The 14,467-nt window shown below is 54.3% G+C and carries 11 protein-coding genes and 1 pseudogene; 5 read left to right on the top strand and 7 right to left on the bottom strand.

All coding sequences use genetic code 11. The features are described from left to right. The first annotated feature begins 9 nt into the window (after nt 1-9). Entirely contained in the window at nt 10-1,353 is a 1,344-nt protein-coding gene (locus QET40_RS11510; RefSeq protein ID WP_280127317.1) for a dipeptidase, read from the top strand. A gap of 33 nt (nt 1,354-1,386) precedes the next feature. Beyond that, a complete protein-coding gene (locus tag QET40_RS11505) occupies nt 1,387-2,262 on the top strand; it encodes an ABC transporter ATP-binding protein (protein ID WP_280127316.1) in 876 nt (291 codons plus the stop codon). A gap of 35 nt (nt 2,263-2,297) precedes the next feature. Here the strand turns inward: QET40_RS11505 and QET40_RS11500 are convergent, their stop codons facing one another. After that, nucleotides 2,298-3,410 (bottom strand): prepilin peptidase, encoded by a 1,113-nt coding sequence (locus QET40_RS11500; protein ID WP_280127315.1) that lies wholly within the window; start codon nt 3,408-3,410, stop codon nt 2,298-2,300. Between the two features lie 31 nt (nt 3,411-3,441). Beyond that, on the bottom strand, nt 3,442-4,539 hold the full coding sequence (locus tag QET40_RS11495; RefSeq protein WP_280127314.1) for a TIGR00730 family Rossman fold protein: 1,098 nt from the start codon (nt 4,537-4,539) through the stop codon (nt 3,442-3,444). A 221-nt stretch (nt 4,540-4,760) separates the two neighbouring features. Here QET40_RS11495 and QET40_RS11490 point away from each other — a divergent pair, with 221 nt between their 5' ends. The 3 genes from QET40_RS11490 to QET40_RS11480 all read left to right on the top strand — a co-directional run bounded on the left by QET40_RS11490 (nt 4,761) and on the right by QET40_RS11480 (nt 8,519). Then, complete coding sequence (locus QET40_RS11490) at nt 4,761-5,876, top strand: DNA-directed RNA polymerase subunit alpha (RefSeq protein WP_280127313.1); 1,116 nt, start codon at nt 4,761-4,763, stop codon at nt 5,874-5,876. Between the two features lie 37 nt (nt 5,877-5,913). Next, on the top strand, nt 5,914-6,324 hold the full coding sequence (gene rplQ, locus QET40_RS11485; protein WP_280127312.1) for a 50S ribosomal protein L17: 411 nt from the start codon (nt 5,914-5,916) through the stop codon (nt 6,322-6,324). A 242-nt stretch (nt 6,325-6,566) separates the two neighbouring features. Continuing rightward, nucleotides 6,567-8,519, top strand: coding sequence for a M60 family metallopeptidase (locus QET40_RS11480; protein WP_280127311.1), 1,953 nt, complete (start codon nt 6,567-6,569; stop codon nt 8,517-8,519). A gap of 98 nt (nt 8,520-8,617) precedes the next feature. Here QET40_RS11480 and eda read toward each other — a convergent pair whose 3' ends face one another. From eda to QET40_RS11460, 5 genes and pseudogenes are all read right to left on the bottom strand, one after another. Continuing rightward, nucleotides 8,618-9,250 (bottom strand): bifunctional 4-hydroxy-2-oxoglutarate aldolase/2-dehydro-3-deoxy-phosphogluconate aldolase, encoded by a 633-nt coding sequence (eda, locus tag QET40_RS11475; RefSeq protein WP_280127310.1) that lies wholly within the window; start codon nt 9,248-9,250, stop codon nt 8,618-8,620. 3 nt (nt 9,251-9,253) lie between these two features. Further along, on the bottom strand, nt 9,254-10,648 hold the full coding sequence (uxaC, locus tag QET40_RS11470) for a glucuronate isomerase (RefSeq protein WP_280127309.1): 1,395 nt from the start codon (nt 10,646-10,648) through the stop codon (nt 9,254-9,256). A gap of 26 nt (nt 10,649-10,674) precedes the next feature. Then, nucleotides 10,675-11,532: an SDR family oxidoreductase gene (locus QET40_RS12565; RefSeq protein WP_345783080.1), complete on the bottom strand. Its 858-nt coding sequence runs from the start codon at nt 11,530-11,532 to the stop codon at nt 10,675-10,677. Next, nucleotides 11,521-12,678: pseudogene (gene uxuA / locus QET40_RS12560) on the bottom strand (mannonate dehydratase); the annotation flags it as partial. The gene QET40_RS12565 and the pseudogene uxuA, both read right to left, overlap by 12 nt. A 15-nt stretch (nt 12,679-12,693) precedes the next feature. Further along, the gene (locus tag QET40_RS11460; protein WP_280127307.1) at nt 12,694-13,788 is read right to left on the bottom strand and encodes a sugar kinase; all 1,095 of its coding nucleotides are present in this window, start codon (nt 13,786-13,788) and stop codon (nt 12,694-12,696) included. Nucleotides 13,789-14,467 lie beyond the last annotated feature (679 nt).

The following is a 14,467-nucleotide window of genomic DNA, read 5'->3' as shown; positions in this document are numbered from 1 at the left end:
AATGCTTTCATGAAACGATTGGATCAACTGACCGCCTTTTTGAGCTTTCCGAGTATTTCCGCCCAGAACGTTCATGCTTCGGATGTGAGTGATTGCGCTGACTGGCTGGTGGATAAATTATCTTCCATGGGATTTGCCGCCCGCAAATATGCGACTCCCCTGCATCCGGTTGTCGTAGCGGAAGGCCCGAAAGTTCCGGGCAGGCCGACTGTGTTGATCTACGGACACTATGACGTCCAGCCGGTGGATCCGCTTGACGAATGGAAATCCGATCCGTTTGAACCGGAAATCCGCGGAGAGCGCCTGTATGCACGCGGGGTGTCCGACGACAAGGGAGAAATCATGGCCCACATTCTGGGAGTGGAGGAATTGATGGCTCAGGAAGGGGGGACGCTTCCTCTCAATGTTAAATTTATCTTTGAAGGAGAGGAAGAAGTCGGAAGCGTCAATCTTTCTGCGTTTTTGCAGGAACACCGCGATGAATTGGCTTGTGACGTGGTTGTCGTTTCCGATACGGGGATGGTAGCTCAGAATCTGCCTACGCTGTCCTATGGTTTGCGCGGAGTAACGGGGGTGGAAATTGTCGTGCACGGGCCGGAGGCCGATCTCCATTCCGGTATTTTTGGAGGAGCCGTTTCCAATCCCGCAACGGTGCTCTGCCATTTGATCGACTCGTGTCATGATGCCGACGGTCGTGTGGCTGTCGAAGGTTTTTACGATGGTGTGGCTGCACTGGAAAACTGGGAGAGGAACATGTGGGGCAATGTCCAGGGCATGTCCAATGCCGATATCGCACGGCTTGTCGGTGTGGAAACGCTGATGCCGGAAACCGGCTATACGGGGACCGAGTGCATTTACGCCCGGCCGACTCTTGAAATCAATGGTCTCGGAAGTGGGTACCAGGGTGAGGGCAGCAAGACGATTATTCCCTCGTCCGCTTTTGCCAAAATTACTTGCCGTACTGTTCCGGGACAGGATGGCGCGCGTATCCAGGATCTATTGGAAGCCCATTTCCGCCGCCTGACTCCTCCTTCGGTCAAGCTTGAGTTCCGCCGCCAGCACGTCAGTACTCCGTATTTGTGCGATCCCAAGTCTTCATTCAGTCGCGCCGCGCAGGAGGCTTTGGAGGAGAGTTTTGGAGTGAAACCCGTCCTCGTGCGCGAAGGGGGCAGCATCGGAAGTATCACGGAGTTCAAGGACATCCTCGGCGTGGATAGTTTGCTGATCGGCTTGTGCCTGCCTGACGCCCGCATCCATTCTCCGAACGAGAATATGCCCGTTGAACTGTTCAACAAGGGCGTGGAGATGAGCAAGTGCCTGTTGCGCCGCCTTGCCCAAGTGCAACTGTCGTGAGTTATTCTGCAATCTGATCCCTTTCCCATCACGATGATTCCTGCTGTCCGCGTCACCAATCTGCATAAACAATTCCTGACCCCATGGGGCAGACCGGGAGTCTATGCCCTCAAGGGGGTTTCCCTGGATGTCGGCGAGGGAGATGTGTACGGTTTGATCGGCCCCAACGGCTCCGGGAAATCGACATTGATGAAGGCCTTGCTGGGATTGGTCAAGCCGACGGAGGGAACCTGCTCGATATTCGGCATTCCCGGTGCGGATCCGGACAGCCGCAACAAGGTGGGATTCCTGCCTGAGAATCCGTATTTCTACAAGTTTCTGACAGGAGCCGAGACTGTGGCTTTCTACGGGAAGCTGTGCGGATTGAAGGGAATCGCCTTGAAGGAGAAGGTTGCGGAACTGCTTGATCTGGTCGGGCTGGAAGATGCGGCCGACAGGCGTCTTGGTGGGTATTCCAAAGGGATGCTTCAGCGCATAGGACTGGCTCAGGCTCTTGTGCAGGACCCCCGGTTGGTGGTGCTGGATGAGCCGACTGCCGGTGTCGACCCGATCGGCTCCCGTGCGATCCGCGACATTATCCTGAATTTGAAGAAGCGCGGAATGTCGGTGTTCCTCTGCTCTCACCTTTTGGAGCAGGTGCAGGAGGTATGCGACCGCGTCGGTATCATTTACAAGGGGGTGATGATTGCGGAAGGTTCCGTCGATGAACTGACGCGCGATTCTTCCCGGACGGAGATTCTTCTGGATCATGCGTCGCCTGAATTGATCGACGGGATCAAGCGGCTGGTGGCCGAGGATCCTTCCGTGACTCTGGAGAGTACGGGACATCCTCGCAATTCTCTGGAGCAAGTGTTTTTTGCGAGCCTTGCCAAGTGGATCAAAAATTCTGAGAAAAAGGACTCCGAATAGGAGGACTCCCCAGGATATCTCGTTTCCTCCTTTCCTTACAGGGGCACGAGCAGCCATTCGCAATACCATGCCCACAGCTCGTAGCCGCCCAGAATCCAGATGGCGGCGGCGAATAGCAGGCAGGGCCCGAAGGGGATCGGTTTCCCGAATCCGATGCGCCCTGCCAGACCGGCAATGATACCGGTGAGGCTTCCGGCAACGAGGCAGAAGAGGACTCCCTCCCATCCGCAAAGTGCACCGATCATCATCATGATCCACGCATCTCCGTAGCCCATGGCTTCCCGGTTGGCTTGAATGTGTTCCAGCGTGCCGGAGGCGGACTTGATGGATTCAATGAGGAAGATTGTCCCGTCACCGGAGACGATGCGGTTCTGGTACAGGGTGAATGTATCCCCGGGAACGGAAGATCCGTCAATTTCCAACTGCGCTACCGTGAAAATGGCCCGGTCGCTGTCGCGGGAGAAGAGATCGGACCAGGTGTAGTCCCCGTCGGGAAGCACCAGCGTGAGTTCTTCTTCGTCGGTGGACGGCTCGCGGAGTTCCCACCGGCTCCCGACTGGAAAGTCCCGCTTCCATGTGCCGAAGAGCTTTTTCCCCAGTTCAATGACGAGACGAATTCCGATATAGCCAGCGGCTGCTCCGATGAATGAGGCTTCGAGACGTTCGGTCAGGAAAGGAAGTTCTTCCATCCAGGGGGGAGAGAGCAGAGCGGCAGACACTCCCAGAAGTCCGGCGATGACCGTATCTCTTGGGAAGACGATCATGTGTTCGGCGTCGATGAAGGCGATGGCGATTCCCATGGCTGTCCATCCCAGCAGGGGGACGAGGAGCAGAGGGGATTCGTCCCGGCAGACATAGGCGGCCGCTGCAAAGAGCAGTGCCGTCATAACTTCGACTATCCAGTACCGGAAGGAGATCCGGCTATGGCAGTTGGCGCATTTTCCGCGCAGGATGAGCCAGCTGGCGACGGGAATGTTCCGGTACCAGGGGATGGACTTTTTACAGGCCGGACAGAAGGAGCGCTTCGGTTCGTTGATGGAGAGGTTCCTGGGCAGCCGGTAGATGACGACATTGAGAAACGACCCGATGCATGCGCCGATCAAGGCGCAGGCGGCGGGCAGGAACCAGCAGGGAAGGTAGTCCGGCATGATGGAGGGGGATGATTGCGGAGGAGGCTCTTTAGGCTTCGGGGTATTCGTTGATGCGGTCGATCAATGTGCGGAGGCGTCCGTAGCTGGAACGGTTGAAGGTGAAAACAAGCCGGGGCATGTTGAAAATGAGAGGTTCGTCGTCTTCTTCCGGAAGGGCGTCGCAGAGCGTGATGGAACCATCCTGGATGATGTCCGCAAACTCAAGCTGGAGTCTGGATATCCATTCCTGGCTGATGGGGGTGTTGAGGCGGATGCTGATGATGTCGCCGATGAAACGGTACGAGTGGAATATTTTGTAGAACTGGTCAATGTGGTCGATGGCATCTTGAGGGCTCTTGGTCAGATAGATGAAGTCCATGTCATCGTTGGAAATCAGGCCGGATTCGAGCAATTCTACTCGGATAAATCGCAACCAGTTGATCCAGAATGTCTTGCCTGGTGAATCCAGGAGGACGAGAGGGAAGATGGACGCCTTGCCTGTTTGGATGAGCGTCAGGGTTTCAAAGACTTCGTCCATGGTACCGAATCCGCCGGGGAAAGCTACCATGGCATCGGCCTGCGATACGAAATTGAGTTTCCTCGTAAAGAAATAGTGGAAGTTGACGAGCCTCTCGCTGTCTTTGACAATGTGGTTGGAATGCTGCTCGAAGGGAAGCTTGATGTTCAGTCCGAAAGAACGCGTTACGCCGGCTCCTTCATTGCAGGCCTGCATGATGCCCGGTCCTCCCCCCGAGATGACCATGTAGCCGTGTTCCGCCGCTTCTCTGGAAAAATCCAGGGCGGTTCGATAGGCCGGTTCTTCGAATTTGATGCGTGCGGAGCCGAATACCGTGATTTTACGGATATGACGGTAGGGGGCGAATACCTGGTCGGCTTTCAACATTTCATATACTGTGCGGACCATGAGGGCGTAGTCATGCTGGGGAAGGTCGGACTGTGCCATGACGGCGCCCAAGGTGATCAGGGACTGCAGGTAGCGGGGATCGAAAGTGGTTGATACCCTTTCCGAAAATTTTCTGATTTCTTCATCGAGCTCATCGACGCCTGTCGTAAGGCCCTTTTCTTCCAGGGCGGTGGCTCGTACGCAGAGGATGTCTCGTTCATTCAGGAATTGGGGTTGTTTCATAAAGGAGTGATCTATTCTCCCTCTATAAATGCCCTAAACAGGGCGGTAAGTCACAGATTTTTTTTATACAGAGAGAAAAAGTGTTGATTGTTTTCCGTGTCAGGCTAGAGTTTCCGCCACGCGAGTTGTCATTAAAACTTGCCGTAGGTCCTCCCAGGGAAGAGGTTAATTCATTCCCGGTCAGCTCGCCAGGAGGGAAACCCGGTAAACCCAATACGACCATGTCGGATCAAGAAAACATACAGGATGAAGTGACGGTTTTGAGCCGTTTCGAAGTGCCTAGCCATCTCGAAAAGATCGAAGACCCCGAAAACCCCAACCGTCTGACCTTCGTTGCCGAACCGTTTGAAAACGGATTCGGGCATACTCTCGGCAACTCCCTGCGCCGCGTACTTCTCGGCTCGCTGGAAGGCGCTGCCATTACGTCCGTTCGCATCGCCGGTGCGCAGCATGAATTTTCCTCTCTTCCCGGCGTTGTGGAAGATGTGACGGAAATCATCCTCAACCTCAAGAAGGTCCGCTTCAGCCACACGAGCAAGGAACCCCGACTCTTGACCCTCAAGGTCCAGAAGGAAGGGGTCGTCACTGCCGGTGACATCTCCGACGATACCGTTTACAAGGTCGTTAACCCCGAACAGGTCATTTGCCACCTGGACCAAAACACTCTTTTCGATTGCGAATTCGAAGTGCGCGTCAGCCGCGGCTTCAAGACAGGTGAAGAAAACAAGCAGCCCGACATGCCCATCGGCGTGATTCCGATCGACTCGATCTTCTCCCCCGTGACCCGCGTGAAATATTCCGTCATGAATACGCGTGTCGGCCACATGACCGACTTTGACAAGCTGACGCTGGAAGTCTGGACGGACGGCCGCATTTCTCCTGCCGACGCTATGCTTCAGGCTTCCGCGATTCTTCGCCACCACCTGGACGTGTTCGTCAATTACGACGATAGCAAGGTTAGCTTCGAAGAAGCTCCCGCCGCCGTGCAGGACGAAGAAACCGCTCGCCTCCGCAAGCTTCTTAATATGAGCGTCAACGAAATTGAACTTTCCGTTCGTGCCGCCAACTGCCTCAACAATGCCAACATCACAACGGTTGGACAGCTGGCCATGAAGAGCGAAAGCGAAATGCTCAAGTACCGCAACTTCGGTAAAAAATCCCTCAACGAAATCAAGGAAAAGCTCGCAGACCTCGGTTTGTCTCTTGGCGTCCAGGTTGATCCTTCCCTCCTGAACGGACCTGCTCCGCAGGCCAAGACCCGTATCGGAGTCGAAGAGGAAAGTCCCGTAGGCCTTGCCGACCTGATTGCCCAGAATATCGAAGACGACGAAGATTAATTAAACTTAACGCAAAACCTAACAGAAACACATTACCATGAGACACGGACGTAAAATCTCCAAACTTCAGCGCAATGCTTCCCACCGTCGCGCTCTGCTTGCCAATCAGGCAGTCAGCCTGATCCTGCATGGCCGCATTACGACGACGCTTGCCAAGGCCAAGGCCCTGCGGCCCTATGTTGAAAAGCTGATTACGCTCGGCAAGCGCGGCGACCTGCATGCCCGCCGCCTGGCCATCGGTACGATTCACAACACGGAAGCCGTCAAGGTGCTTTTCGGCGCCGTTGCTACGGCCTGTGCCGAACGTTCCGGCGGTTACTGCCGCATCGTCAAGCTGGGACAGCGCATGAGCGACTCCGCTCCCATGGGTATGATCGAAATTATCGATCTTCCCCGTGAAGAGAAGACGGAAGAAGTTGCCGCTACTGCGACGACGGCTACTGCATAAGTATCCTTCCGGTCGAATAAGCCGGATTTCTTTTCTACAACCTCCTTTCTGCATGTTGCAGAGGGGAGGTTTTTTTGTGAGGAATATGCCATACAGGAGGCATTTGGAAGAAATCGTTCTGACAAGGCAGTCAAAGAGCGATGCTTTCATCTAGAAGTAGTTGCCGGATTTGCGGGCGAGGATTCAATTTGACAGGAGGGCCTCAATATGCCATGTATTAACGGGTTCCCTTATTTGCTAGTATGAAGAACAGATCCTTTTCCCGCCACGTGTTCCGGGGAGGCGCCATCGCCTCCTTTTTGGTGATCGTTATGATTGGTGCTATCCTGTGGGGAGCTTATTATGTCTACCAGAATAAACAGGAGAGGGATAGGGCAGCCCGCATTGAACAGGCGGAAAAGAAAAAAGCCCAGCAGGAAAAAGTGCGTCAGGAAAACCTGCGTATTGCCCAGCAGGCGGAAGCACGCCGCAAGGAGAAGCTGGAACGCCAGAGGAAAATGAGCGAGGAAGCACGCCGCAAGGCTGATGAAGCCAAGAAGGAAGCTCTGAAAAAACAACAGGAGGAAGAGGCCCGCAGGAAAGCGGAGGAGGAAGAAGCCCGCCGCCAGGCCGAAGAAGATGCTGCACGCAAGGCAGAACAAGATGAAGGCAGCCAGGAGGAACCGGACTTTGATGCGCTTCGCAAGTCGGATTTTCCCAAGCCTTTCGAGAATAAGATGCCCGATTTGAGCAAGTTTTACCCCAAATCCGCGGACAAGATTCCCATGAATGAAGACAAGGTGATCGGGACGTGGTCTTGGGAATCCGCCGATAAATATACGGAATTGACCGATTTCCCGACGGAGTCTTCAAAGTGGAAGGATCGTTCCAAAGCGGCGGAAATGGTGGAAACTTATCAGAAATGGAGAGGACAGGATTCTCGGATTAAGGCGAGTCCGTCCGCCAAGGATTTTCCCGGGTTGCCCGATGAAGGAGCCGAATTGGTGACGAGAACAGTGGAAATCGATTCTTCCATCGGTGGTTGGCACAGTACGGGATTGTATGCTCCTCCCGGGGCCAAGGTAACCTTCTCGTTTTCCGGTAGTGCTCCCAAGGGGCAGTTGAGTGTCCGTATCGGTTGTCATACGGACAACCTGATGAATGAGAAGACGACGGAATGGGCGCGTCTGCCAATTATCGGCAACAGTACGGGCGTCAACAAGGCCAGAGTGCATTTGGCTGATCCCAGCGGCGGCTTGGTGTATGTCTGCGTGAATAAACGCAACAAACAAGCCAAGACGTTCAAGGTGAAAATTTCCGGAGCAATTCCCGCTCCTCTCTACATCATGGGAGAAACGACCCCCGAACAATGGCAGGAACAGGTTGCTCAGACAAAGGCTCCCTGGGGAGAAATCCGCATGCCCCGGTTGGTTTTCACCATGCCGACGAAAAAATTAAAGGAATGCGTCAAGATCAAGGAAGTTGCGGAACTTCTTCAGAAATGCATGGCTCTTGAGGACTGGGTGGCCGGCTGGGATGATATGACCGACCGTATTCGTACTCCCATGCGTTTTGTCGTCGACCGGCAGATTTCCGTAGGTTTCGGACATTCGGGTTATCCTGCCATGGGGTATATGAGCTGGGCGGATGCCGTAGCGGACGGTTCCATTTTGACGGAAGGGAGTTGGGGGCTTTGGCATGAACTGGGGCATAACCATCAGGGAGCACCCTTTGCGATGGAAGGTCAGACGGAGGTATCCGTCAACATCTTCTCGCTCGTATGCGAGGTGATGGGTGTCGGAAAGAAACCCTATGTTGTTCGTGGCATGTCTCCGGATGTGATGGCTCCGAACATGTGTACGTATTTGACGGACAAGAAGGCCGGATATAATGATGCCGAAAACGGGACCCAGTTGTTCCTATGGGGTGAAATTATGTATCATTTCGGCTGTGAATCGTTCCGTGAAGTGAACAAGGCTTACATCAAGCGTCCCTACAAGAACGACAAGACATCGGATGATGAAAAGTGGAACTGGGTGATGAAGAATTTCGGTAAAGTGCTTCAGAAGGATTTGACCCTCTTCTTTGAAACCTGGAAACTTCCTATCAATAATTCTACCAAGGGCCAGTTGAAAAAATGGGAACATTGGCAGCCGACCAAGAACTATCCCGGGTGCTACCTCGGACTTGATGAGGGCGAAACTCCTTCCGAATAGGCCGAATTCAGGATGCGATCTTTGAAATAAATGATAAACGAAAAGGGGCTGCTCCGCTTGTTTGTGCGGAACAGCCCCTAAAATAATACAGAGAAAGTTTAGCGGATGGCAGCGAGGGCTTCTCGTGTGCGTCGTCCTATTTCTTCCCAGTTGGAGGTATCAATCAGGGATGCTTCACAGATCCAGGAACCGCCGCAGGCGACAACTTCCGGAATGGAAAGCCAGTTGGCGATGTTGTTGGCATTGATCCCTCCCGTCGGCATGATGCGGATGCCCGTGTGGCGTACGGCGGCCAGGATGGCCTTCAGCATTTTGGGACCGCCCGCCGGTTCCGCCGGGAAGAACTTCTGGAAAAGGCACCCCATTGTGAGGGCCTGGCAGATTTCCGATGCTGTGGCAATGCCGGGGGCAAAAGGCAGTCCGTCTTCCTGGGCTGCCTTGACGACGACGGGATCGAAACCGGGAGAAACGCCGAAGGTGGCTCCGGCTTTTTTGGCTCGGACGACTTGATCGGGAGTGAGCAGGGTACCTGCTCCGATCAGCATTTCAGGGACTTCCCGGGCGATGCGGGCAATGGATTCTTCGGCAGCTTCCGTGCGGAAGGTAATTTCGATGCCGTTGCATCCGTTGTCCACAAGCGTACGTGCCAGAGGGACGGCTTTATCCGGATCGTTGAGAACAACGACGGGAACGAGTTTGAGAGAGGAGAGAGCCTCGATAATAGTTTTCATGATTTAGAAGTTAAAATAGTTTTTAGCGTTAAAGTAAGAAATATCACTGACCATGGTGCCGATGAGCTCCATATCGTCCGGAATGAGTCCTCCGGCCATGTCGCGCCCGAGAACGCGGCATAGAATGCGGCGGAAGTATTCGTGGCGCGTGTAGCTGAGGAAACTCCGGCTGTCCGTCAGCATGCCGACGAAGCGGGAGAGAGTCCCAAGTTGGCTAAGAGTTTCGAGGTGGTTGATCATGCCGTCCATTTGGTCCAGGAACCACCAGGCGGCTCCGTATTGCATTTTGCAGGGGCTGGAACCGTCCTGGAAACTACCGCAGAGAGCAGCCATGAGGGCATTGTCCCGTGGATTGAGGTTGTATAGGATGGTACGGGGCAGGGCTCCTTTTTGCGCGGAACGATCCAGGATTTTGGCAAGGGGAGAGGCGTAGTTGAAATCGGCGATACTGTCGAACCCGGTATCCGGACCAAGCGTTCGGAGGGCTTCTCCGTTCGGGTTGCGCAAGGCTCCGATGTGGAGCTGGCGCACCCAGCCGGAACGGGCATCCAGATCGGCGAAGAAGTCAATCATATAGTTGGAGAAACGTTCGGCGTCTTTGACGGCGATTTCCTGTCCTTGGCGTGCTGCGGAGAAGATAGCGGCCGCTTCCTCGTCGGACAGCGATTCTTCATCCATGAATTCGAGGGAATGGTCGGAGAGCTTACAACCGTGGGCGGCGAAATAGTCGTGCCTGTCGGAGAGGGCTTGTTTGAAGGCTTCCAGCGAGTCGAGCTCTTTGCCGGCAGCTTGTTCGAGGCGTCCCGTCCAGGTATTCCATGTCTTGACGTCCTTGAGTGCTCTTGCCTTGTCCGGGCGGAAGGTCGGCAGGACTTTGGTGGAGCAGTCTGATGCTGCGATGCGGGCATGAGCCTCCAGGTTATCGGCAGGATCGTCCGTCGTACAGACGGTTTCGACTTTCATCGTACGCAGAATGTCCCGGACACCCATGTCTCCGGCTTGGAGCATGGCGGCTGTTTGGTCCCAGATCGCGTCGGCTGTATCCGGCCCGAAGAGGACTCCGGTGATGCCGAAGGGACGGCGAAGTTCCAGATGTGTCCAGTGATAAAGGGGGTTGCGAATGAGAAGGGGAACGGTTTTTGCCCAGGCATTGTATTTTTCCCGGTCGGACGCATTGCCGGAACAGAATTGTTCCAGAATGCCGTTGGTACGCATGGCTCGCCATTTATAGTGGTCTCCATCCAGCCAGATCTGGGCGATGTTGGAAAACTGTTTGTTTTCTGCAATAGCTACGGGGTCCAGGTGTGAATGGTAGTCGATAATAGGCAGGTTTTCCGCATACTCGTGGAAGAGGGTGCGAGCCTGCGGCGTATCAAGCAGGAAATTGTCTGTGATCATGATATAAATACAGGAGGGGAATGCTGTTAAACGCCGGAGAAGGCGAGGAACCCGCCGTCGACGGGGATGGTAATGCCGGTGATGAATCCGGCTTCATTGGACACGAGGAACTTGAGGGCACCGCACAGGTCTTCCGGTTCACCGAAACGGCGCATCGGTGTTTTGGCGATTACTTTTTTACCTCGGGCCGTAGGAGTAACTCCATCCTGTTCCATCATCAGGAAGCGATTCTGGTTGGTGATGAAGAAACCGGGAGCAATGGCATTGACGCGGATGCCCATGGGGGCCAGATGTGTGGCAAGCCACTTGGTGAAGTTCTCTACGGCAGCTTTGGCGGAACCGTAGGCACCGACTTTGGTGAGGGGCAGGAAGGCGGCCATGGAGGAGATGTTGACGATGGTACCTTGGGTCTTCGTCAACAGTTTGCCGAAGATCTGCGAGGGCAGGATCGTCCCGATCATGTTCAGGCGGTTAACGTACTCGAAGCCTTCCATATCCATGCCGAAGAATCCGTCCTTTTCCGGAGTGTCCGGGGTGCATTGTTCGGCGGGTGTAGTCCCGCGCGGATCGTTGCCTCCGGCTCCGTTGAGAAGGATGTCGAGTTTGCCCCAGGCGGCAACCAATTTGTCGCAAGCCTGTTCCAAGGCCGCCTTGTCAAGGACGTCTGCTGCGAGGATGATCGTCTGAGTCAGGCCTTCTTCCGCCAGTTGTTGCTGGAGTGCGACGAGTTTGGATTCTGTCCTGCCAAGAAGGGCTACCTTGGCTCCCGCCTTCAGGAGACTGCGGGCCATGACGGAGCAGAGGACTCCGGCGGCTCCCGTGACAACGGCTACTTTACCGACCAGGGGACGGCTGGATGCCAGTCCAAAAGCCAGGCCTCGCAATTCGGCTATGCCGATGACGCGTCCGCCGTACGAATATCCGGCGTAGCAGTGTTTTTCCAGATCGATGTCCATGAGCTTGCCATGGTCCGGGCGGACGGGAATTTCCGCACATTCTTCGCCGGTTTCGCGCCTGCGGGCTTCTTCGTTGATCAGGCACTGCATGGCATAGGCCATGTCCGTGTGACCGCAAAGATGGGTCCCCGATTCGCGGAAGGTATCGGGATTCTCTCCGTCATAGACAGTGTTGCGGAAGTGGGCAAAATAGACGCGGTCGGCGAATTTTTCCATTAGCAAGTGCGGGGCATTGCTGCGGAGACCTCCCAGCGAACCCGTACAGAGAGTGAAGCCCGAGTGCATGGACGGGACTTCCCGGATAAGTTGTTCCATGTCTGCCTCATCGCTCATGATGCGCGGCAATCCGAAGATCGGACGGGGCGGATCGTCCGGATGGATAGCCATGCGAATTCCGGTCTCTTCACAGACTGGTATGGTTTCGTTGAGGAAATCGTACAGATTGCGGCGGAGACGGGCATCGTCGATCCCTTCGTAACGAGCCAGCATTTCCTTGAATTGATCCGGCGTCAGGTCGTCTACAGTACCGGGGAGTCCGAGCAGGATGGAATCACTGAGTTGTTTTTTCTGCTCGTCCGTCATTGATTCGAAGCGGCTTTGCGCACGTGCCAGCGTGTCTTGATCGTAGTCCTTTTCTGCGCCTGCCCGTTTCAGGATAAAGATGTCGAAAACTGCAACTTCATCGGCATCGCACTTCAGGACGCTACTGCCGTCCGGCAATTGCCAGACGAGATCGGTACGCGTCCAGTCCAGGACAGGCATGAAGTTGTAGCATACGACTTTGACTCCTCCCTTGGCGAGGTTGCGAAGACTTTGCTTGTAAACTTCAATGTAGTGTTGCCAGTTGCCGGAACGGGTTTTGATATCCTCATGGACGGCGATGCTTTCCGCTACAACCCATTTCATACCGGCTGCTTCAATCATTTTAACGCGTTCGGCAACAGCCTCTTCCGTCCACAAGTCACCGCAGCGGACTTCGTGGAGAGCGTTGACGATGCCGGAAATGCCGGCCTGCCTGATGTCGCGTAGCGTGATGGGGTCTGATGGTCCGTACCATCTCCAACTTTCAATCATGGTCGTAGGAATGGGTTAGCGGTTGACGCGGGCTGTGCCGCCTTTCATGACTCGTTCGACTTCGGAGAGCGATGCCGTCGATGTATCGCCGGGAGTGGTCATGGCCAGGGCTCCGTGAGCGCAGCCGCAATTGACGGCGTATTGGGGGCCTTTGTCGGCCAGGAAACCGTAAATGAGGCCTGAAGCAAAGGAGTCTCCGCCTCCGACGCGATCGAGGATTTCCAGATTCGGAAGGGAAATGGAGTCGTAGAATTCGCCATCGTAGTATAGCATGGCAGCCCAATCGTTAAAGGTTGCCGTACGGGCGACGCGCAGGGTGGTGGCTGCCGCCTTGAATCCGAATTCCTTGACGGCCAGGCGGATCATTTTTTGGTAGGCATTCTGGTCGATATGGGCGAAATCATCCGTGGAGCCCTCAATCGTGAGACCGAGCGATGCCTGGAAGTCTTCTTCATTGCCGATCATGACGTCAACAAAAGGGGCGATGGCGCGGTTGACTTCCTGGGCGCGGGCCTGGCCGCCGATACTCTTCCAGAGAGAAGGACGGTAGTTGAGGTCGTAGGAAACGATAGTGCCGTGTCTACGGGCGGCTTGGACGGCTTCCAGAACGACGGCACTCGTCGTTTCGGAAAGTCCGGCATAAATCCCGCCCGTATGGAACCAACGGACTCCTTCTTCTCCGAAAAGCTTGTCCCAATCCACATCGCCCGGCTTCATCTGGCTCGCAGCGCTCAGGCCTCGGTCGGAACATCCGACTGCAGCGCGGACTCCGTAGCCGCGTTCCGTGAAGTTGAGGCCGACGCGGCAATCACGGCCAATGCCGTCGAAGGGCGTCCAGGCAACATAATCCAGGTCAAGCCCCCCCTGGAGCATGCAATCTTCCAGCAGGCGACCGACGGGATTATCGCAAATGGCAGTGACGACGGCGCCTCTTAAACCGAAGCAGCGGCGGAGTCCCCTGGCTACGTTATATTCGCCTCCTCCTTCCCAAACTTTAAACGTGCGAGTCGTGTGAATGCGGCCTTCTCCGGGATCAAGGCGCAACATGACTTCTCCGAGGGAAACGATGTCCCAGCGGCAGGCGCTGGCGGGTTTGATAGATAAGCTCATAAGTGTGTTATGTAAAATGATCGTATCTTAGTACGGTGTGATTTCCTACTTCTTACGAAAAAAAACAGAATCTGGCGAGCTAAAGAATAACTTTGTGTAATATCGATGTGTTCGTGTTCTGTTTTGTTTTTACATAATACATTTATTGTTAACTGTTAATTGGTGTGATGAGTGAGATGTCAAATGTGCAAAACTATTTGATTTATTGGAATTGTAACTTTTTTTTACAAACATTTGATCCGTTGTAGAGAAAACCGACAAACAGGATCTAAAATTACGTTAAAAAAATACTTTAGTATTTCACTGTTTTTACCGTTTTGGAGAGATAATTCGGAGGAGTTGTAGCTAATGGTGCGGAATGAAATGAAGAACTCTTGAATTCGATGAATCAAAGGATCATGTTTTCGGAACCTTTCACCGTTATTTGTTGGTGGATAGGAATACGGGATCCGAGATGACGGAGAAGGAGAAGTTAATATCGCACGTTATTTCTTACCGGGTAAATGTTCCAAAATTGAAAACAAATCCGACTCAAGGAGAGTTTTGCTGTGAGCTCCGATGGCTTTCGAGGGGGATGCGCCGGGGTGTACCTAGATTACAGATGCCAGGAATGCCGACCTGGGTGATTTTTCGCAGCTTCGTGTTCTCCTGTTCGTTCCTGTTGGCTGGGGGTGTATGG

The organism is Akkermansia sp. N21169 (assembly GCF_029854675.1).
In the GTDB taxonomy this organism is placed as follows: Bacteria; Verrucomicrobiota; Verrucomicrobiia; order Verrucomicrobiales; family Akkermansiaceae; genus Akkermansia.
The sequence above is the reverse complement of the archived record's forward strand: the minus strand, read 5'-3'. Positions and strand labels throughout refer to the sequence as shown.

Coding starts and splice junctions, on each gene's coding strand:
- QET40_RS11495 (WP_280127314.1), bottom strand. CDS start 4,539: ATGAAACAACCCCAATTCCTGAATGAACGAGACATCCTCTGCGTACGA.
- QET40_RS11460 (WP_280127307.1), bottom strand. CDS start 13,788: ATGAGCTTATCTATCAAACCCGCCAGCGCCTGCCGCTGGGACATCGTT.
- eda (WP_280127310.1), bottom strand. CDS start 9,250: ATGAAAACTATTATCGAGGCTCTCTCCTCTCTCAAACTCGTTCCCGTC.
- rplQ (WP_280127312.1), top strand. CDS start 5,914: ATGAGACACGGACGTAAAATCTCCAAACTTCAGCGCAATGCTTCCCAC.
- QET40_RS11510 (WP_280127317.1), top strand. CDS start 10: ATGAAACGATTGGATCAACTGACCGCCTTTTTGAGCTTTCCGAGTATT.
- QET40_RS11490 (WP_280127313.1), top strand. CDS start 4,761: ATGTCGGATCAAGAAAACATACAGGATGAAGTGACGGTTTTGAGCCGT.
- QET40_RS11500 (WP_280127315.1), bottom strand. CDS start 3,410: ATGCCGGACTACCTTCCCTGCTGGTTCCTGCCCGCCGCCTGCGCCTTG.
- QET40_RS11505 (WP_280127316.1), top strand. CDS start 1,387: ATGATTCCTGCTGTCCGCGTCACCAATCTGCATAAACAATTCCTGACC.
- QET40_RS11480 (WP_280127311.1), top strand. CDS start 6,567: ATGAAGAACAGATCCTTTTCCCGCCACGTGTTCCGGGGAGGCGCCATC.
- uxaC (WP_280127309.1), bottom strand. CDS start 10,648: ATGATCACAGACAATTTCCTGCTTGATACGCCGCAGGCTCGCACCCTC.